We start from the raw sequence: 18,139 nt of genomic DNA on the forward strand, positions 1-18,139 counted from the left end.
GGTTCCTACGGCTCCGGAACGAAGGTCGGGGCGGCTTCGCTGGCGAGCGTCAGCTTGCCGTCCTTGACGCCGATGACGGAGACGGACTTGTCCGGAACGGCGACGCCGGGGCGGTAGCTGATCGTGCCGGTGACGCCGGCGAGGCCCTGCGTGGCGGCGATGGCGTCGCGGATCTTGGCGGGCTCGGGCGAACCGGCGCGCTTGATCGCATCGGCCATCAGCTTGGTGGCGTCATAGCCGAGCGCTGCGAAGGAGTTCTCCGGAGCGTGGCCGGTTGCCTTCTGGTAGGCCTCGTTGAAGGCCGCGACGACCGGGCTGGCGCCTTCGCCCATGAAGGCATGGGTGGTGAAGTACGAGTCGTTCGCGGCCGCGCCGCCCACTTCGATCAGCAGCGGCGTGTCGTAGCCGTCGCCGCCGACGACCGGCAGGTTGATGCCCGCCTGGCGCAGCTGCTTCAGGATCAGGCCGATTTCCTCGGCATTGGACGAGGCATAGATGAAGGCGGGCTGTTCCGGCAGCGCCTTGATCTTGGCGATCTGCGCGGTGAAGTTCTTGTCGCCGATCTTGTAGGTATCCTTGCCGAGCAGCTTGCCGCCGCCATGCTCATAGGCCGCGACGAAATAGTCGGCCAGCAGGGTGGTGTACTCTGAGCCGATGTCGGTCAGCAGGTAGCCGGTCTTGGCGCCCAGCTTGTTGAGCGCGAATTCGGCGCCGACGGCCGCCTGGACGTTGTCGCCGAAGGCAGCGAGGAAGACCTGGTCACCGAGCTGGGCCGGCAGCTTGGGCGAGGTGGCGCCCGGCGTGATGAACGGGATCTTGGCCTTGTCGACCTGCGGGCCGATCGACAGCACGCTGTCGGAATCGGCGAAACCGATGATGCCGACAACCTTGTCGCTGTCGATCAGCTGCGAGGCGACGGTCGAGATGACGGTCGCGTCGCTCTTGGAGTCATAGGTGACCAGTTCGAGCGGGCTGCCCAGCACGCCGCCGGCGGCGTTGATCTCGGCGACCGCCAGCTTGGCGCCGTTCAGCATCGGGCCGTCCAGCGATGCCTGGATGCCGGTCACATTGGCGGGGAAGCCGATCTTGATCGGATCGGCCGCGTAGGCCCCTGCGGTGGAGAAGGCAAAGGCGGCGCCGAGCCCGAGGCCGATGGCCGCCCGTCGTGAGAGCTTCATCATCTGTCTTTTCCCTCTTTATGATTTTGGTTCGCCGATCTTCCGGAGAGACCGAACGTCAGCTCGCGGTCTCCCATGATCCCCTTCGGCCGGAAGATCATGATCAGGATGAAGAGGAAGCCGAGCACGATCTGGCTGGCTCCGAAGAGAGCAGGCACGGTGATGTCGCCGATCGTGAAGCCGCGTTCGACCGAGCGCAGCAGTTCCGACAGGATCGACACGCAGATCACGCCGATGATCGCGCCGGAAAGCGAGCCCATGCCGCCGAGGACCAGCATTGCGATGAGGTTCATCGTCATCGCGAAATAGAAGGTGTTGGGCGAGAAAGAGCCGAGATAATGGGCGTAGAGCGAGCCGCCGACCCCGGCGAAGAACGCGCCGATGACGAAGGCGACCAGGCGGGCGCGCAGCACGCTGATGCCCACCGCGCTCGCCGCGATCGTATCGTCGCGCACCGCCTTCATGCGTCGACCGAATGGGGAATAGACCAGCCGTGCCAGCACCAGCAGGGTCACCGCCAGCCAGCCGATCACCCAGGGCAGGGTGGTCGCCAGCGGCACGCCGGTGAAGGTGCGGGCGCCGCGGGTGAAGTCGGAGGCGTTGATAAGCACCACGTTGACGATGATGAGAAAACCCATCGTCGCGACCGAGACGAAATAGCCGGAGAGCCGCATCAGCGGATAGCCGACGATAACGGCCAGAAGGGCGGCGAACAGGCCGGCCACCAGGGTTGCCGGCAGGAAGGGCAGGCTGAACCAGTTCAGCAGGTCGGGCAGGTGCGGCAGCAGCGCCTTCTTCTGCTGGACAGTCAGCGACAGGATGCCGGCGGCATAGGCGCCGGCGCCGATGAAGCCGACATGGCCGAGCGAGAACACGCCGGTGAACCCGTTCGAGAGCGACAGCGACAGCACCAGGATGCTGTTGAGCGCGATCAGCAGCAGGATGCGGACGAAGTAGTCGCCGACCATATGCGGGGCGCCGAAGGCGACCCCGGCGGCGAGGAGGAGCGCCGCACCGACGGCGATTGGAATGCGCGGATCGGCCTTCACAGCTTGATCTCCCGGTTCGGCTGCAGAAGACCGCCCGGCCGGAACAGCAGGAAGGCGATCAGGAGCGCAAAGACGATGGCGTCGCGATAGGGCACGACGGTATCGGGCAGGAAGGCGATGATGAAGATCTCCAGCGCTCCCAGCATGTAGCCGCCGAGCAGCGCGCCCGAGATCGAGCCGAAGCCGCCGATGATCGCCGCGACGAAGGCCTTGAGCAGCGGTGTGAAGCCCATCTGGGGCTGCACGACGCCCGCCTGGGCCGCCCACAGAACGCCGGCAAGGCCGGCATAGGCCGAAGCGACGATGAACGCCACGACGATCACCTTGTTGACATTGAGGCCGACCAGCTGCGCCGCCTGCATGTCCTCCGCGGCCGCCCGCATGCCGAGGCCGATCGTGGTCCGGGTGATGAACCAGCCGAGCCCGATCAGCGACACGAAGGTGAGCAGCACCGTCAGCACGTTGATATTGGTGAAGGTGATCGCGCCGCCGGAAAGCTGCCACGAGCTGTTCAGGATGTCGGGCAGCGGGAAGTTGCGCGGCGACGAGGTGAACAGCAGGATGCCGAGGTTTTCCAGGATGTAGGTCACCGCGAGGCTGGTCAGCAACCGCGTCACGTCCGGCGCGTTTCGGATCGGCCGATAGGCAATCCGTTCGATCAGGAAGCCGGCGATGGCGGAGGCGGCGATGCCGCAGATCATCGCCGGCACAAAAGGCATGCCGAGGCCGATCAGCAGCACGGTCGTGAAGGCGCCAACCATCATGACGTCGCCATGGGCGAAGTTGGTCAGCTTCAGCACGCCGAAGACGATCGAGAGGCCGACGGCCACGAGGGCATAGAGGCTGCCCAGGCTGACGGCGTTGATCACCTGCTGGAGGATGTATTCAAGCTGGCTCATTCCGCCGCCCCCAGATAGGCCTGAGCCACGCGGTCATCGACGCGCAGTTCGGAGGCGATGCCAGACAGCGCGACCTTGCCGGTGCGCAGGACATAGGCGCGGTCGGCGAGTTCGAGCGCCAGCGCGATGTTCTGTTCGACCAGCAGCATGGTCATGCCCTGCCGTTTCAGTTCCGCCAGCGCGTCGAAGATGTGGCGCACCAGCAGCGGCGCGACGCCCAGCGACGGCTCGTCGAGAAGCAGCAGCCGCGGCGCCGCCATCAGGGCGCGTGCGAGCGCCAATTGCTGCTGTTCGCCGCCCGAAAGCGTGCCGGCCAACTGGCGCCAGCGTTCGCGCAGGATCGGGAACAGCACGAACATCTTTTCCGTGTCGCGGGCCACGCCTTCGGGATCGGAGCGCGTGCAGGCGCCGAGACGCAGGTTTTCCGCAACCGACAGGCCGCCGAACAGGCGCCGGCCCTCCGGGCTATGGGCGATGCCGAGGCGGACGATCTGCGGCGCGGTACGCTTGTTGATCACCGTGCCGGCAAAGGTGACGGTGCCGGATTTCGCCCGCGCGAGGCCGGAGATGCTGCGCAGCGTCGTGCTCTTGCCGGCGCCATTGGCTCCGACCAGCGCGATCACCTCACCCTCATAGACGTCGAGCGAAACGCCCTTCAGCGCGCGGACGGCGCCGAAATTCACTTCGAGATTGTCGACGCGCAGCAGCGGATCAGCTGTGGCCAAGATACGCCTCCCGCACGCGAGGATGGTTGCGGACTTCTTCCGGCGTACCGACGCAGATGACTTCGCCGGTGGCGAGCACCTGAATGCGTTCGCAGAGCCCCATGATCAGGTCCATGTCGTGCTCGACTACGACGACCGCGACGCCATAGCGGTCGCGGATCGTGCGGATGAGCCCGGCAAGCACCTTGGTTTCGTTGGAGTCGAGGCCGGCGGCCGGCTCGTCGAGCAGCAGCAGTTCCGGCTTGGTTGCCAGCGCGCGGGCGATTTCGAGCCTGCGCTGGTCGCCATAGGGCAGGTCGGCGGCGAGCCGGTCTGCCTGGTCCGACAGCCCCATCAGGTCGAGCAGTTCGGTCGCCACCACCTCGGCGGCGGCGACGCGGCGCTGGTACAGCGATCCGCGCACGATCGAGGCGATCGGTCCGACCGGCTCGCGCAACTGCGCCGCGGCCAGCACGTTCTCCCGTACCGTCAGCGTGCCGAACAGGCGCGACCCCTGGAAGGTGCGGGCGATGCCGAGCGCCACGATGCGCGAGGTGTGCATGCCGACGATCGAGCGGCCCTTGAACTCGATCTGCCCGGAGTTCGGTTGCGAGAAGCCGGTGATCAGGTTGAAGAAGGTGCTCTTGCCCGAGCCATTGGGGCCGATGACCCCGACGATCTCGCGGGCCCGGAGCGTGATGGTCTGGTCGCGCAAGGCGACGAGCCCCCGAAAGGCCTTCGTCAGACCTGTCGTTCTGAGCAGGATCTGCTCATCCGTTTTGCCGTCACGCAATGCCAAACTCGACCCCTCAAGAGATGCTCGCGCAGTTCACGATGCTTGCAGAAAATCGTCAAATGTTTCTGCGGCGTCTTTCCGGTGCCAGATAAAATCTGGTCTATGTTTGTTGTTGCGGAACAAAGACTTGCGTCTATTTTGTATTCAATGTTCCGTCCATCGTCCTGTCAAGTGATCGCGATCCGATTGATTCAAATTACGATCAAATTCCGTGTTTCAGGTCTTGGCGTTCAGTTCCCCGATCAGTGTCGTCGTATCGGTCAGCCGGCAATAGCCCTTGAAGGCGGCGAGCGCCGCGTCATGGCGCTCGCGGCTGTCGGTGGTGCACGCATCGACGGGGCAGATCATGCGGAATCCCCGGTCGGCGCCGTCGCGAACCGTGTGGTCGACGCACTGGTCGGTCAGGAAGCCGGTGACGATGACGGTATCGATGCCGATATTGCGCATCAGATATTCGAAGATCGTCGAATTGAAGAGGCTGGAGGACGTCTTCGGCAGGATGATCTCGTCGTCGCCCGGCTTCAGCGCGTCGATGACGCGGGTCTCCGGCGATCCCGGCGCGAAATGGAAGTTGGTCTGCTTGTAGTCGAGGCTGCGGTCGCGGCCGTCCCGCGTCAGGCTCTCGATCACCGTGAAGACGATCTCGGCGCCCGCCGCGCGGCCGGCGGCGAGCAGGCGGGCCATGTTGGGCACGGCGGTATCGCGGGCACTCTGGAAGAAATAGGGACGGGAGGCTTCGGCCCCGGGATGGAAGATGCCGTCCTGGGTATCGATGAAGAGGATCGCCGTCCGGTTCGCCTCGACGGGCGACAGTCGGGCGAGGGGCGGCGGACGGGTCATGATGCCACCGTGAAATCGCGGTGCGCGACGGAAAGCGCGCGGCCGAGACGCGCGGCCCATTCTTCCTGTCCTGCCGTCTCGCCGATCAGATCCTGGCGGATCTCGAACTCGACATAGGGAAGACCTCGCTCCTCGCCGTGAACGGGGATCGAATAGTCCTTCACCAGATCGACCGAATAGGGTTCGTTGCTGCCGATGACGAGGCCGGCTTCCTGGCCGAGCGCCGCCAGCACCGGAACGGTAAAGCGCTTGTCATTGCCGTAGCAAAGGCCGATCTGCCAGGGCCGCTGGAACGGCCTCGCCCGAAGCGACGGCGTGAACGAGTGCATCGAGACCAGGATGGTCGGCAGGCCAGCCTCGGCGCGGCGGTCCAGGATCGCCACGATCTGGCGATGATAGGGTGCGGAGATTTCGTCGAGGCGTTGTGCCCGCTGGTCCGGCGAGAGATCGGCATTGGCCGGAACGATCGTGCCATCCGATACCAGCGCGATGCTGTCCGGCGACGTGACGCGACGGTTGCATTCCACGACCAGGCGCGAATAGCGCTGGAAGATGAGCGAGGCGCCAAGCTGTTCCGCCAGACGCTCGGACACGCCGAGAATGCCGATATCGATGCCGATATGCCGATCGAGTTCGGCCTGCGGTAGCCCCAGCCCGGCCAGCGCCTTGGGCACGGCGTTGCCGGCATGGTCGCAGATCAGCACGAAGGGCGAGGCGTCGCCTCGGTCGACCAGGCCGACCGGTTTGGGATCCTCCGGGCCAAGCAGCGTGCGTGGGGTTTGCAAGGCTTCGCTCATCCTAATAGGCCCGCGCATAGATGCGGCAGAGCTCGTCCATATCGATACCCTCGGCCATCGCGATCTCGCCGCGCTTGTGCATCAGATACGCTTTGGAGAGCACTGGCCCGAGCCAGCCCATGGCGGCGCCGTCCTGCTCCAGCGCGTCGAGCGCTTCCGGCAGGGTGCGGGGCAGATCGCCAATGCCACGCTCGTCGCGCTCGGCCTGCGAAAGCGTGCCGGGGTCGCCGCTGGAAAGATAGGGCGCCGGCAGTTTCTCGCGAATGCCGGCAAGGCCGGCATGCACCAGCATGGCCAATTGCAGATAGGGACTGGCCGTTGCGTCGGCGCCGCGGAACTCGATGTTGTAGCGCTTGGCGACGTTGACGCCCTCGACCTCCGGATAGGGGCAGATGCGCAGCAGCGCCTCGCGGTCCCGATCGGCAAGGTTGAGGTAATAGGCGGCCCAGGAATGCGGCTTCAGCCGCTCATAGGAGACGACGCTGGGCGCGGCGATGGCGCAGATCGCCCGGCCATGCTTCAGGATGCCGGCGCAGAACGAGGCGCCGAGCGCGCTGAGCTTACCGGGGGCCTCCGGATCATAGGCGACCGGCTTGCCGTTCTGGTCGATGAGGCTAAAGTGGATGTGCACGCCATTGCCGACGATGCCGCGGGTCACCACCGGCGAGAAGGAGAGGTGGTAGCCATGCTTCTTCGCGACGGATCGGCCGATTTCGCGCAGCTTCACCGCTTCGTCGGCGGCCGTCAGCGCCAGCGCCGGATCGACCGTGATCTCGTATTGGCGCGGACCATACTCCGGCAGGAAGGTATCGGGTTGCAGGCCGTTGGCGCGCAGGGCGCCGACATAATCGCCGATGAACGGCTCGAGGCCGCGCAGCGTGCTCGCGGCATAGGAATCGCCCGGCCTCTCCTCGCCGCCGTCGAGCCAGAATTCATGTTCGAAGCTCGCGAGAACGCGCAGCCCGGTCTCGGTCTCCAACTGGTCGAGCGCATTTTTCAGGAAGCCGCGCAGGCAGCAATCCCAGCGCTCGCCGGACAAGGTCAGGATGTCGCCCAGCACGATGCGCTCGACGGGCGTGCCGTCGCCGTAATCGAGCGTGATGTCGCCCTCGGGGCTCGGCACAAGCATCAGGTCGCCTTCGGCACCGAAAGGTGTCGCCGGAATGCGGCCGAAACAGTTGATCATGATATTGGTTGGCGTCCAGCCGACGCCGAAACGGCGCCGATTCTCGAGTTCGCGGGCCGGAAAGCCCTTGCCACGAACCTGCCCAGCGATATCGCTGCAGCAGACTGTGACGATCGTTTCACGCTCGATCGCCATTCTTCCCCCGGATATCCCTCAATCGCAGGCTGCCGTGGCGCGTTGTCGACCGCATCTCTCTCGGCAGCCCCTGACGCTAGCATGTGTGACGAAAATTTTACAAGACGCGCAAATAGGCAGTGAAGCTGTAATTTTTCGCACGACTGCGCTCAGGGGATGAGCTTGCCTCTCACCTGCTCGATCGCTTCGAAGCGGGAGCGTCCAATCGGCCATTGGCGGGCATCGATCGAGAGCGCCAGGGTTTCGACCAGGGCGATCAGGCCGATCAGGCTGTCCCAGGGCGAGGGCAGGTCGACCTGGGCGCGAATGACGATGTCGGCGACCTGGGCGACGTCGGACATCCAGCGGTCGGTGAAAAGCGCGACCACCGCGCCACGTTCCTTGGCGATCTCGGCGGTTCGGATGGTGTCGAGCTGATACCGGCGGATGTCGAACAGGATGACGACGTCGCGCTTGCGGATATCGGCCAGTTCATCGGCGCGGCGGGGAAGTGCCTGCGAGAAAAGCCGCACGCGGCTTCGCATCTTGCGCAGGTGGAATTCGAGATGCCGGGCGGCAGGATCGGTAAAATCGCCGCCGAGCAGAAAGATCTCCCGCCGCTCGTCGATCAGAAGGTCCGTCAGCTTCTCCATGTCGGCCTGGCTGACCATGGCAAGCGAATTCTCGACCGTGGTCACGAGGCTGCGGGTAAAGGCGGAGAAGGCCGTCGACGTGCCGTCGGCGTGCGGGCGTGTCAGCGGGTATTCGGCCTGCGCCTCCATCTCCTCGCGTAGGGCCCGGCGGAAGTCGGCATAGCCGGCGAAGCCGAGCTTGGCGACGAAGCGCAGGATGGTTGGCGCGCTGACCTTGGCGCGTTCGGCAAACAGTGCGACAGTTTCCATTCCTGTCGTCGGGTAGCGGGCAAGGAGCGCCCGCGCGGCCCGCCTTTCCGCCTCGCTGAGCGAGGCCATGCTGGCGGTGACACGATCGGCGAGGGTCGGCTTGCTCGTGCGTTGCGACGGCCCGTCGGCCGGCTCTGCCTCGTCGTTCATGTCACTCCCCCGGATGATGATGGAATTATTCGAGAACATTCTGGCAGCATCTTCCCAGAACCGTAATCCCTATTACACTGGCGCGGCGCAAACATTGGCGTCGCCACGCAGTCCGACCCCACCTCCCGGTGGATGCTCTTCGGCGCGCCCACGCATCCGTCGCCGGGATATCCGGCCAGGTTTTGAAGGACCGATATGTCAGAACAGCCGACGCTCTCGCACAATGAACTCCACGCCTGGGACCGGGATCACTTCTTCCATCCTTCGACCCACATGGCGCAGCATGCGCGGGGCGATACGCCCAACCGCATTATCGCCGGCGGCGAGGGTGTCTACATCACCGATGTCGACGGCAAGCGCAGCCTTGATGCCTTTGCCGGCCTCTATTGCGTCAATGTCGGCTATGGCCGCACCAAGATCAGCGACGCGATCGCCCACCAGGCATCGCAGCTTCCCTATTACCACGCCTATGTCGGCCACGCCTCGGAGCCCTCGATCCGGCTCGCCAAGATGGTCATCGACCGCGCGCCGTCGCATATGAGCCGGGTGTTCTTCGGCCTGTCCGGCTCGGATGCCAACGAGACCAACATCAAGCTGGTCTGGTACATCAACAATGTGCTCGGCCGCCCGGAGAAGAAGAAGATCATCTCGCGCTGGCGCGGCTATCATGGCTCTGGCGTCATGACCGGCAGCCTGACCGGCCTCGCCGCCTTCCACAATCTGTTCGACCTGCCGCGCGCGCCGGTGCTGCACACCGAGGCGCCGTATTTCTACCGCCGCGAGGATCGCAGCCTGACCGAGGAGCAGTTCTCGCAGTTCTGCGCCGACAAGCTGGAAGAGATGATCCTGGCCGAAGGGCCCGAGACGATCGCCGCCTTCATCGGCGAGCCGGTGCTGGGCACGGGCGGCATCGTGCCCCCGCCAGCCGGCTATTGGGCCAGGATCCAGGCCATTCTCGACAAGTACGACATCATCCTGATCGCCGATGAAGTGGTGACCGCATTCGGCCGCCTTGGCTCGATGTTCGGCTCCGATCATTACGGGATGAAGCCGGACCTGATCACCATAGCCAAGGGCCTCACCTCGGCCTATGCGCCGCTTTCCGGCGTCATCGTCTCGGAAAAGCTCTGGCGCATCCTCGAGCAGGGCTCCGATACGTTCGGTCCCATCGGTCATGGCTGGACCTACTCGTCGCATCCGCTCTGCACGGCGGCGGGCGTTGCCAATCTCGAAGTGGTCGATGAACTCGACCTCGTCAACAATGCCCGCGAGGTCGGCGCCTATTTCCGCCAGTCGCTGGCAGACGCCGTCGGTGGCCACAGAAACGTCGGCGACGTTCGCGGCGAGGGACTGCTGGCCTCGGTCGAATTCGTTCGGGATCGCGACGACCGCGTGTTCTTCGACGCCTCCGAAAAGGTCGGCCCGCGCATCTCGACCGCGCTGCTGGGGCAGGGCGTCATCGGCCGTGCCATGCCGCAGGGCGATATCCTCGGCTTCGCGCCGCCACTCTGCCTGACGCGCGAGGAGGCGGACATCGTCGTCGCCGCGACGGTCCAGGCGATCGATGAGGTCGCCGCCACGCTGTAGGCCGCCGCGGCAAAGAACTGCCCAAAGAGAAAGGCCGGGCCATACGAGATGGTCCGGCCTTTTTGGATCGGTGGAGGCCGCGGCTACGGGTCGGCCTTGTGCAGCTTGCCCTCTTCGGCGCGGTGCAGGTATTGCGAGCAGACCAGCCACCCCTTGATCGGCCTCAGCAACAGCAGGGTCGGGAGCAGCAGCAGCGGCAGCGTCGTGAACACGTGCACCCAGAGCGGCGCCGCGAACTTGACCTGAAGCCACAGCGCGAACACCACGGCCGGAATCGCACCGATCAGCTGCGCGAAGAAGGCGGGGCCGTCGGCCGGGTCGGCAAAGGAGAAGTCGAGACCGCACACCTCGCATTTCGGCGCCATCTTCAGCCAGCCGCTGAAAATGTGACCCGACTGGCATCGCGGGCAGCGGCCGGAAACGCCGAGCTTGAAGGCCAGGCGATAGGGAGATTCGGTTTCGCTCATCGGGCGATCCTTCGGTGCGTATTCGGCCACCCTGCCCGTAAGGGGGCAAGGCCTTGCCTGCGGAAAGAACTTGCCGGCACAGGCGAAAGCAGAATGCCTGCGCGAAATGCCTGTCTTTCGATCTCAGTGAACAAAATCTAGCCGCTTTTCTTGCGGCGAACGAGGCGACGAAATGTAGCCGGCAACATTTGTCGCAGCCTGCGGCTGTTTCAGGATGCAAATGCTCGCGTCGGCGGAGGGATCGTGCCGGTTTCGAGCCGGCTCGGCGGGAGCGCTGGCATCTGGAGCGCCCTCCCTTGGCCTGGGGCCAGGCGTCGTCAGACCTTCATCCAGACTCGCGGATGCGTGCCGTTCGATCGAATGGGCAAACAAACGAATACGTGGCCCGGAATTCCGAGCCACGTCTTTGCAGTTTCGCGTGGAAGAGCTTGCATTCGTCGAACACGGCGCAGCCCCAAGCCCCAAGCCCCAAGCCCCAAGCCCCAAGCCCCTTGGCTCAGGGCTGGATCTCGTCCTCGTCTTCGAGATCGTCCTCGTCCATCTCCTCTTCCGGCATGTCGACGGCATCGCGCATCGGACGGCCATCGGTATCGATCAGCGCATCGACGAAGGCCTGATTGGCGCGCTCGTCGATCTCGGGAACGGCATGCGGGTCGCGGCCCGGCGTCATCGGATCGGGGAAAGGCTTCTTCGGATCCATGTCGTTCTCCTTGATCGATGAATAGACTTTCGCACAGCACCCATTGTTCAGCGCCGGGAACCGTCGCTGCCACAGGGCTATTGCCAAAGCGCGCCGTCAGTCGGTCAGCAGGTCGTCACGCACCCGCAGGCCGCGCGCCAGAAGCCGCAAGGCCTCCTTCGAAATCAGCCAACCCGTCTCGCAGCGCATGATTTGCGTCACGGCCACGCCGGTGCGGTCCGCGAGGTCGGTCTGGCTGATGCAGCGCCACTCACGGATGGCTTTCAGCGGCTGTTCGCCGGCAGCGATTTTTTCCAGAACATGGTCCGGCAGCCCGGCTGTATCGCGCGGTCCTATATTGGGCTGCTGGCGGAAATGACGAAGCTCCATCTTTCCCTCCCAAATGGCGGCACACTCCTGCCGCCTTGGAAAGAAACGCACGAAAGCCGAAACCGTTCCAGACTTCCGTGCCCTCGATAGCAAGATATTGATCGGATGGGCGGGGACGGCGATCAGGCCGTGGGCAATGCGGGCAGACCAGCCCGCTCGCGGAATTCCGCATTGCGAATATCGATCTCGCCACCAGCCAGATCCGCGGCGGCATCCGTGCAGAGATAGACGATGGCGCGCGCCGGATCGGCCACGCCCGCCAGTTTCTCGCGCGGCAACTGGCTGACCGGATTGATACCCGAGGCTCGGATTTCGACCTGCATGTCGGTATCGACGATTCCAGGCGCAAAGCCGAAGGCGCGGATGCCGCGCGCGCCATATTCGAGCGCCAGGGATCTGGTCACCATGGCAAGCCCGGCCTTGGCGGCGCAATAGGCGCTCCAGCCCTCCATGGCATGATGCGCGGCACCCGAGGACAGGTTGACGATGGTGCCGCGCCCTTGGTCGAGCATGGCCGGCAGCACGGCCCGCGCCATCGCCGCCGCGCCGATCAGCGTCGCGTTGATGTTGGCGGCCCAGGCGTCGGAGTCTGTTTCGTGCAGAAGGCCAATCGGCTGCACCGTGCCGGCATTGTTGACGAGAATCGTCGGCGCGCCGACGATTGCGGTTGCCTCGCGTACCGCCGAACGGACGGAATCCGGCTCGGCCACATCGCAGGCGAGGCCGACGGCCCGGGCTTCGGCGCATTCGCGCGCGATCGCTTCCGCATCGGCAAGGCGGCGGGCGGTGACGATGACCCGGGCGCCGGCCTCGGCAAGCGCCCTGGCGGTCGCTGCGCCGATGCCGCCCTTGGCGCCGGTGACGAGGGCGATTTCTCCGTCGAGCATGGTCATCAATCCATGTGCCATTGCAGGGGAAGCATATAGGCGAAACCGGTGCGCGGGTCGCCCTCAAGCTTCATGATCGGCGCCATGGCCTCGCCCCAGCGCTTGTTGACCGGATCGTCCTTCAGATGGGCGATGGTCTTCTGGAGGTCGTCGGTTTCGAAATAGCCGATCAGCTTCAGGCCGAGCCGGAAGATCGAATAGTTGCGAATGCCGGCCGCCTTGAGCGTTTCCAGCATTTCCGGCCAGATCTCGTCATGCGCCTTCTTGTATTCCTCTTCGCATCCCGGACGGACTTCCAGAACCCAGGCGTAGTGACCCATGATTTCCCCCTTCAGGCGAGATAGTCGTGAACGATGCGCCCCGGCACCAGCGTGAAGTCCGCCTTCCAGTGCAGGCCGTCCAGCATGTCGACCACGGGCAGGCGGTGGATTGGCGCCTGGGCGTTGGGCCGCAACTCGACCGTGCAAGGGCCGCCCCAGCATTCATGAACCACGACATTCTGGAGCCGTCTCGCCGTCAGCTGCCGGATCGCCGGGCGCTGGTCGATGTGGTCGATGACCTTCAGATTGATGTTCTCGGCGAAGTCGAAATGCTTGTTGAGACTGGCGAGCGTGTCGGTGCGCTGCTTGTAGGGCAGCGTGCCGGTCAGGACGTCGATGCCGTTGCGCGCCACCGTGCCGACGACGAGATCGCCGCGCAGTTCCAGCTTCGGCTCCCCCAGTTTCTTGGGCTGGCCATGCAGTTCGCGGCCATGCGCGACGCCGGCATCCGATGAAAGGAACAGATAGGGCGAATAGGAGCCTTCCACGACGCCCGGCAGGCGGCAGCCGAGCGAGATATTGCTCTCGCCATAGGGGCCGAGCCATTCCGTGTCGTTCATGCGGTAGATATGCGCCATGACGATGTCGCTGGCAGGCTCCAGCGGCGGCGGCAGCAGCCGGGCGACGGCCGCCTCGGTGGTGCGCCAGACCAGCGTCAGCACGTCGACATTGCGGAAGGTGAAGGGGTAGGGCGGCACCATCGGCGCGTCCCACGGCGTCGAGAAGCCTGGCTTCAGGATGTCCTCGACCGTCAGCCGGTCGAGCCCGCCATTGCGCAGATCCTTGCTCATCAGTCGGCATCCCTTGCGAAGCGCGCTTCCTTCGGCGGCGCGATGCCGTATCCGACGAAGCCGCCGGTCACATTGATCAGTTCGCCGGTGACGAAGGAGGCTTCCGGCGAGGCGACATAGGAGACGGCGGCGGCGACGTCGGCCGGCCGGCACCAGCGGCCGACAGGGATCGTCTTCAGCACCTGCGCCTCGAACGCCTCCCAGGAGAGGCCGAGCTTGTCGGCCTTCTCGCGGAACTGCTTCTCCATGCCGGTGCCGGGGCCGACATGGCCGGGCGCGACGCCGTTCACCGTGATGCCGTAGGAGGCCAGTTCGACCGCGAGGCACTGGGTCAGGCCCCAGAGCGCGTTCTTCGACGAGATGTAGGCGCTGGAGTAAGGATTGCCGAAATTGAGCCGGGTGATGATGTTGATGATCCGGCCGCTCTCGGCGCGCATCATCGCGCGTGCGGCGGCGCGGCAGGTAAGGAACGGCCCGCGTGCGTTGACCGACTGGATCCGGTCCCATTCCTCCGGCGTCGTATCGACCACCAGCTTCTGCAGATGGATGCCGGCGGCATTGATCAGCACGTCGAGGCGGCCATGCTGCTCCAGCACAGTCTCGAAGGCCAGATCGACGGAGTTCGCGTCCGTGATATCGATGCCGATGGCGCTGCCGCCGACGCCGTTGGCGATCTCGGCCGCGAGCGCTTCGTTGTGATCGGCGGCGACCACGTGATAGCCGTCGCTTGCCAGCCGTCGCACGATCTCCGCGCCGATGCCGCCGGCGCCGCCGGTCACGAGCGCAATGCCTTTTGCCGTCACGCCAGCCACTCCCTCACGCAATCCCGCATGTCGACGGTCTCGGTCAGCACGTCGTCATGCCGGCCGTCCATGTAGTCCTGATGCACATATTCGATGGAGAGATAGCCGTCATAGCCGGCCGCCTTCAGTGTCCCGAGCATGGCGCCGAAATTGAGCGTGCCGAGCGACAGCTTGCATTGCAGCACGCCGGCGCGCGCCTGGCGCAGATGCACATGGGCCGCATGCGGCGCCAGCCCATCGATCTCCTCCTGCCGATAGCCGAGGCAGGCGAAATGCGCGTAGTCGAGCGTCAGCTTCAGCCCCGGCACGCGATCGAGCAGGTCGAGCACCAGGGTCGGGCTTTCGAGATAGGAATGGACATGCGGCTCGACGGTGAGTTGGATGCCTTCCGGGGCCGCGATCGCCACCAGCCGGCGCAGGCTTTCCGCCGATTCCAATAGCGCCATGGCGCGGTCCTGGCCGGGATTGACGACGCCGGGCAGCACGAAGACGGTTTCGAGGCCAGCGCGCTTGGCGAAGCGCACCACCGCCCGGAAATCCGCCTCGTTGCGCTCGCGGTGGCTGGGATCGGCGAGGTTCCGGTCCGATAGCGAGCCGCCGAACAAGTGGTAGAGATTGGGCAGGGCGACGCCGAGCTGGAGAACGCGGTCAGCCGTGCCGTCCGGGTCGGCGATCAGAGCCTCGCGGTCGAGGCCGGGCCTGTAGAAATAGCCGAGGTCGAGCGCGCCGATGCCGAGCAGATTGGAGAGCCCCGACGCTTCTTGCAGTGTCAGGCTGCGCAGGGACCAGGTGGTGAGCGAAAGCTTCATGGCGCTCAGACCTTTTCCATCCGGCCGCTTTCGGCGGAGCGATACAACGCGTCGAGCACTTCGACGGCGCGCATGCCGACCGTGCCGGGCGAAGCATTCGGCGGATTGAGGCCCCGGCAGATATCGACCAGCAGATTGACCGGCTCGACGCAGCTATAGGCGCCAGCGCCCGGCTCGATTTCAACGAATACATCGGTCCCGTCGCGCCGGCTTACTTCCAACCGCTCCCGCTCGATATCGAGCAGCAGCATCCCTTCCGAGCCGAAGATGCGCAGGTCGATCTGGAAACCGCGATGTTTTGGAACCGTCGAGGCGCCGGAAAGCGAGGCGGTCGCGCCATTGGCGAAGCGGACGACGGCTGCGTCGTAATAATCGACCCCGGCCGGCGAGCGGCCGACCATGGCAAAGACCTCTTCCGGCGCGATGTCGGCGATCTTGAACAGCAGGCCCAGCGCATGGACCAGCTGGCCCCAGCCATAGCCGCCGGCGCGCTGCGGATCGGCCCAGGTCGAAGCCGGCGGGCGGAACATGGCGCCTTCGGTTTCCTTCATCGGCTGGCCGGCCATCAGGTCGCCAAGCGCCGAGGCCATCTGCAGCACGACATGCTCGACCTTGCCGATCGCACCCGACGCGACCAGTTCGGCGGCGCGCTCGCTGAACGGCTTGAAGTTCCAGCCATAGGGCACGACGACTTCGCGGCCGAAGGCTGCGGCTTCCGTGACGATATCGCGCGCATCGGCGGCGTTGGTCGCGAGCGGCTTCTCGACCAGCACATGGCAGCCGGCGCGGATCGCGGCGATTGCGTGCTCATGGTGCAGCACATGCGGCGAGGCGATGATGACGCCGTCGAGCTCGACCTCGCGCAGCATGTCGCGATAGTCCTCAAACCCGTGCGGGATATCGAACTTGGCCTGGATCTGCGCCAGTTCGGTCTCGCCCAGCCGGTTGACCGCAACCAGCTCGCAATCCGGGTTCGCCTTCAGGATCGGGATGTGGTTCTCGACCGCCCACCAGCCAGCCCCGATGATGCCTATCCTGGCGCGCTTCATGAGTTTCGTTCCATTAGGGAGTGATATCCATGGCGTTGACCGTCGAGAGGTGCACGTTGGTCATGTGCTGCACCATTGCGGCTTCGGCGGCGTCCGGGTCGCGCGCGTCGAGCGCGGCGACGATCCGTTCGTGATCCTGGAAGGATTGGCCGAGGACGCCGGGGTTTTCGGCGGCGATGCGGCGATATTCCATGCCGAGGATGTAGAGCGAGGTCGAGACGCGCACGAGGAACGGGTTGCCTGTCGCGTCGGACAGAACCCGGTGAAACTCGACGTCGGAGACGCGGAAGCCTATGGGATCGTTGATCAATCCGCGCTGGACGAGAAGCATGTTCTTCATCCGCGTCAAATCTTCCGGCGTGATGCGCTCGGCCGCCATCCGCCCGATTCCGCCATCGATCAGCTTTCGCGACTCGTAGAGCGCATTGACGTTGTGCTCGTTCAGCGTGATCAGCAGCTGCAGCGGCCCGAGCAGGTCGGAGGCTTCGAGCGACGACACATAGATGCCGCCGCCCTGCCGGACCTTGAGCACCCCGAGGATCTGCAGGCCGCGCAGGGCCTCGCGGACGCTGGGCCGGCTGACCTGCATGGCGGCCGCCAGTTCGCGTTCGGGCGGAAGCTGGTCGCCCGGCCGGAGGTTCTTCGTCCGCACCAGGTCGAGCAGCTTCTTGGCGACCTGCTCGGCCACCGAGCTGCGCTCGATCGGTTCGAAGTCGCCTGCGCCCATCTCCGCCATCTTATTCGCCCAGCGCGCGGGTTCGGATCTGGTCGAGGCTGACGGCCAACATCAGGACGACGCCCCGCGTGACATCCTGCCAGAAGCTGGAAACATTGAGCAAAGTCAGGCCGTTATTGAGCGTGCCGAGGATCAGCACCGCGAGCAGGGTGCCCCAGACGCTGCCGCGCCCGCCATTCAGGCTGGTGCCGCCAAGGATGATCGCGGCGATGACGGTGAGGAGCTGCGAGCCGGCGGCGGTCGGGCCTGCCGCGCCCAGCATGGCGCCCAGGATGGTGCCGGCGATGGCGCCGGAAATGGCCGAGATCACATAGAGGGTGATGACGGTCTTTTCGAGCGGAATGCCGATCAGGCGCGAAGCCTCGGCATTGCCGCCGGCGGCGTAGATGTAGCGGCCGAAGCGCATTTTCGTCATGACGACCCAGAGCCCGACGAAGGTCACCATCATGATGATGAAGGGGATCGGGATGCCGATGACACGGCCCGAACCAACCCAGTTGAAGCCCGGAACCATCAGCGGCCGGGTCAGGCCGCCGGTCAGCACCAGGGCGATGCCCGAGATGATGCTCATCATGCCGAGGGTCACGATCAGCGGGTTCAGGCGTAAGCGCGTTGTAAACAGTCCGTTAACCACGCCGATGGCGGCGGCGACGACGATGGCGAGCAGCACGCCGATCCAGATCGGGAAGCCCATGCCGTGCAGCATGGAGATGACGACGCCGGTCAGGCCGGCGATCGCGGCGACCGAGAGGTCGAGACCGCCGGCGATGATCAGCGGCGTGCCGGCGGCGGCCATCAGGCCGATATAGGCGACGTTGCCGCCGATCTGCAGCATGTTGCGGAGCGTCAGGAAATAGGGCGACAGGACGGAGAAGACCGCGATCAGGATCAGGTAGAAGATCCCGAGCATGGCGACGCCCGACCACGGCTTGCCGAACAGCTGGATCATCTGTTCCCTGGCGCCGCCGGTGGAGTGGGTTTCGATGGATTGGGCCATGGGATGGGT

21 protein-coding genes are annotated in these 18,139 nt (G+C 65.2%); 1 reads left to right on the forward strand and 20 read right to left on the reverse strand.

Translation table 11 applies throughout. The features are described 5' to 3' along the window. Positions 1-5: 5 nt before the first annotated feature. From OSH10_RS07270 to OSH10_RS07310, 9 genes are all read right to left on the reverse strand, one after another. Positions 6-1,181, reverse strand: coding sequence for an ABC transporter substrate-binding protein (locus OSH10_RS07270; RefSeq protein WP_266330975.1), 1,176 nt, complete (start codon positions 1,179-1,181; stop codon positions 6-8). Continuing rightward, positions 1,178-2,227 carry a branched-chain amino acid ABC transporter permease gene (locus tag OSH10_RS07275; RefSeq protein ID WP_266330976.1) on the reverse strand — a complete coding sequence of 350 codons (1,050 nt, stop codon included), beginning with the start codon at positions 2,225-2,227 and terminating at the stop codon, positions 1,178-1,180. The genes OSH10_RS07270 and OSH10_RS07275 overlap by 4 nt, the downstream gene beginning before the upstream one ends. Next, positions 2,224-3,126: a branched-chain amino acid ABC transporter permease gene (locus OSH10_RS07280; protein ID WP_266330977.1), complete on the reverse strand. Its 903-nt coding sequence runs from the start codon at positions 3,124-3,126 to the stop codon at positions 2,224-2,226. The genes OSH10_RS07275 and OSH10_RS07280 overlap by 4 nt, the downstream gene beginning before the upstream one ends. Beyond that, positions 3,123-3,851 carry an ABC transporter ATP-binding protein gene (locus OSH10_RS07285; protein ID WP_266330979.1) on the reverse strand — a complete coding sequence of 243 codons (729 nt, stop codon included), beginning with the start codon at positions 3,849-3,851 and terminating at the stop codon, positions 3,123-3,125. Before OSH10_RS07285 ends, OSH10_RS07280 begins: the two co-directional genes overlap by 4 nt. Further along, on the reverse strand, positions 3,838-4,623 hold the full coding sequence (locus tag OSH10_RS07290; RefSeq protein WP_266330980.1) for an ABC transporter ATP-binding protein: 786 nt from the start codon (positions 4,621-4,623) through the stop codon (positions 3,838-3,840). Before OSH10_RS07290 ends, OSH10_RS07285 begins: the two co-directional genes overlap by 14 nt. 219 nt (positions 4,624-4,842) lie before the next feature. Next, complete coding sequence (locus tag OSH10_RS07295) at positions 4,843-5,466, reverse strand: cysteine hydrolase family protein (protein ID WP_266330981.1); 624 nt, start codon at positions 5,464-5,466, stop codon at positions 4,843-4,845. Beyond that, complete coding sequence (locus OSH10_RS07300) at positions 5,463-6,251, reverse strand: N-formylglutamate amidohydrolase (RefSeq protein WP_266330983.1); 789 nt, start codon at positions 6,249-6,251, stop codon at positions 5,463-5,465. The genes OSH10_RS07295 and OSH10_RS07300 overlap by 4 nt, the downstream gene beginning before the upstream one ends. A 13-nt stretch (positions 6,252-6,264) precedes the next feature. Next, positions 6,265-7,584, reverse strand: coding sequence for a glutamine synthetase family protein (locus OSH10_RS07305; protein WP_266330984.1), 1,320 nt, complete (start codon positions 7,582-7,584; stop codon positions 6,265-6,267). A 149-nt stretch (positions 7,585-7,733) separates the two neighbouring features. After that, positions 7,734-8,615, reverse strand: a complete 882-nt coding sequence (locus OSH10_RS07310) for a MurR/RpiR family transcriptional regulator (RefSeq protein ID WP_266330985.1) — start codon at positions 8,613-8,615, stop codon at positions 7,734-7,736. Between the two features lie 195 nt (positions 8,616-8,810). Here OSH10_RS07310 and OSH10_RS07315 point away from each other — a divergent pair, with 195 nt between their 5' ends. Next, positions 8,811-10,202 (forward strand): aspartate aminotransferase family protein, encoded by a 1,392-nt coding sequence (locus tag OSH10_RS07315; protein ID WP_266330986.1) that lies wholly within the window; start codon positions 8,811-8,813, stop codon positions 10,200-10,202. A gap of 83 nt (positions 10,203-10,285) precedes the next feature. On the opposite strand, the gene OSH10_RS07320 is transcribed toward OSH10_RS07315, so the two are convergent. The 11 genes from OSH10_RS07320 to OSH10_RS07370 form a co-directional block, all read right to left on the reverse strand. Next, positions 10,286-10,669, reverse strand: coding sequence for a DUF983 domain-containing protein (locus OSH10_RS07320; protein WP_266330988.1), 384 nt, complete (start codon positions 10,667-10,669; stop codon positions 10,286-10,288). Between the two features lie 496 nt (positions 10,670-11,165). After that, complete coding sequence (locus tag OSH10_RS07325; RefSeq protein WP_266330989.1) at positions 11,166-11,369, reverse strand: hypothetical protein; 204 nt, start codon at positions 11,367-11,369, stop codon at positions 11,166-11,168. 96 nt (positions 11,370-11,465) lie between these two features. Continuing rightward, positions 11,466-11,738, reverse strand: coding sequence for a helix-turn-helix domain-containing protein (locus tag OSH10_RS07330; RefSeq protein WP_266330990.1), 273 nt, complete (start codon positions 11,736-11,738; stop codon positions 11,466-11,468). A gap of 122 nt (positions 11,739-11,860) precedes the next feature. Beyond that, positions 11,861-12,625 (reverse strand): SDR family NAD(P)-dependent oxidoreductase, encoded by a 765-nt coding sequence (locus tag OSH10_RS07335; RefSeq protein ID WP_266330991.1) that lies wholly within the window; start codon positions 12,623-12,625, stop codon positions 11,861-11,863. A 5-nt stretch (positions 12,626-12,630) separates the two neighbouring features. After that, entirely contained in the window at positions 12,631-12,945 is a 315-nt protein-coding gene (locus OSH10_RS07340) for an L-rhamnose mutarotase (RefSeq protein WP_266330992.1), read from the reverse strand. 11 nt (positions 12,946-12,956) lie between these two features. Next, on the reverse strand, positions 12,957-13,736 hold the full coding sequence (locus tag OSH10_RS07345; protein WP_266330993.1) for an acetoacetate decarboxylase family protein: 780 nt from the start codon (positions 13,734-13,736) through the stop codon (positions 12,957-12,959). After that, positions 13,736-14,539: an SDR family NAD(P)-dependent oxidoreductase gene (locus OSH10_RS07350; RefSeq protein ID WP_266330994.1), complete on the reverse strand. Its 804-nt coding sequence runs from the start codon at positions 14,537-14,539 to the stop codon at positions 13,736-13,738. Before OSH10_RS07350 ends, OSH10_RS07345 begins: the two co-directional genes overlap by 1 nt. Then, positions 14,536-15,348, reverse strand: coding sequence for a sugar phosphate isomerase/epimerase family protein (locus tag OSH10_RS07355; protein WP_266330995.1), 813 nt, complete (start codon positions 15,346-15,348; stop codon positions 14,536-14,538). Before OSH10_RS07355 ends, OSH10_RS07350 begins: the two co-directional genes overlap by 4 nt. A 5-nt stretch (positions 15,349-15,353) precedes the next feature. Beyond that, positions 15,354-16,397 (reverse strand): Gfo/Idh/MocA family protein, encoded by a 1,044-nt coding sequence (locus tag OSH10_RS07360; protein ID WP_266330996.1) that lies wholly within the window; start codon positions 16,395-16,397, stop codon positions 15,354-15,356. A gap of 13 nt (positions 16,398-16,410) precedes the next feature. After that, positions 16,411-17,133, reverse strand: coding sequence for a FadR/GntR family transcriptional regulator (locus tag OSH10_RS07365; RefSeq protein ID WP_266330997.1), 723 nt, complete (start codon positions 17,131-17,133; stop codon positions 16,411-16,413). A 1-nt stretch (position 17,134) separates the two neighbouring features. Further along, entirely contained in the window at positions 17,135-18,130 is a 996-nt protein-coding gene (locus OSH10_RS07370) for an ABC transporter permease (protein WP_266330998.1), read from the reverse strand. Between the last annotated feature and the right edge of the window lie 9 nt (positions 18,131-18,139).

It is taken from the genome of Kaistia defluvii (assembly GCF_026343955.1).
In the GTDB taxonomy this organism is placed as follows: Bacteria; Pseudomonadota; Alphaproteobacteria; order Rhizobiales; family Kaistiaceae; genus Kaistia; species Kaistia defluvii.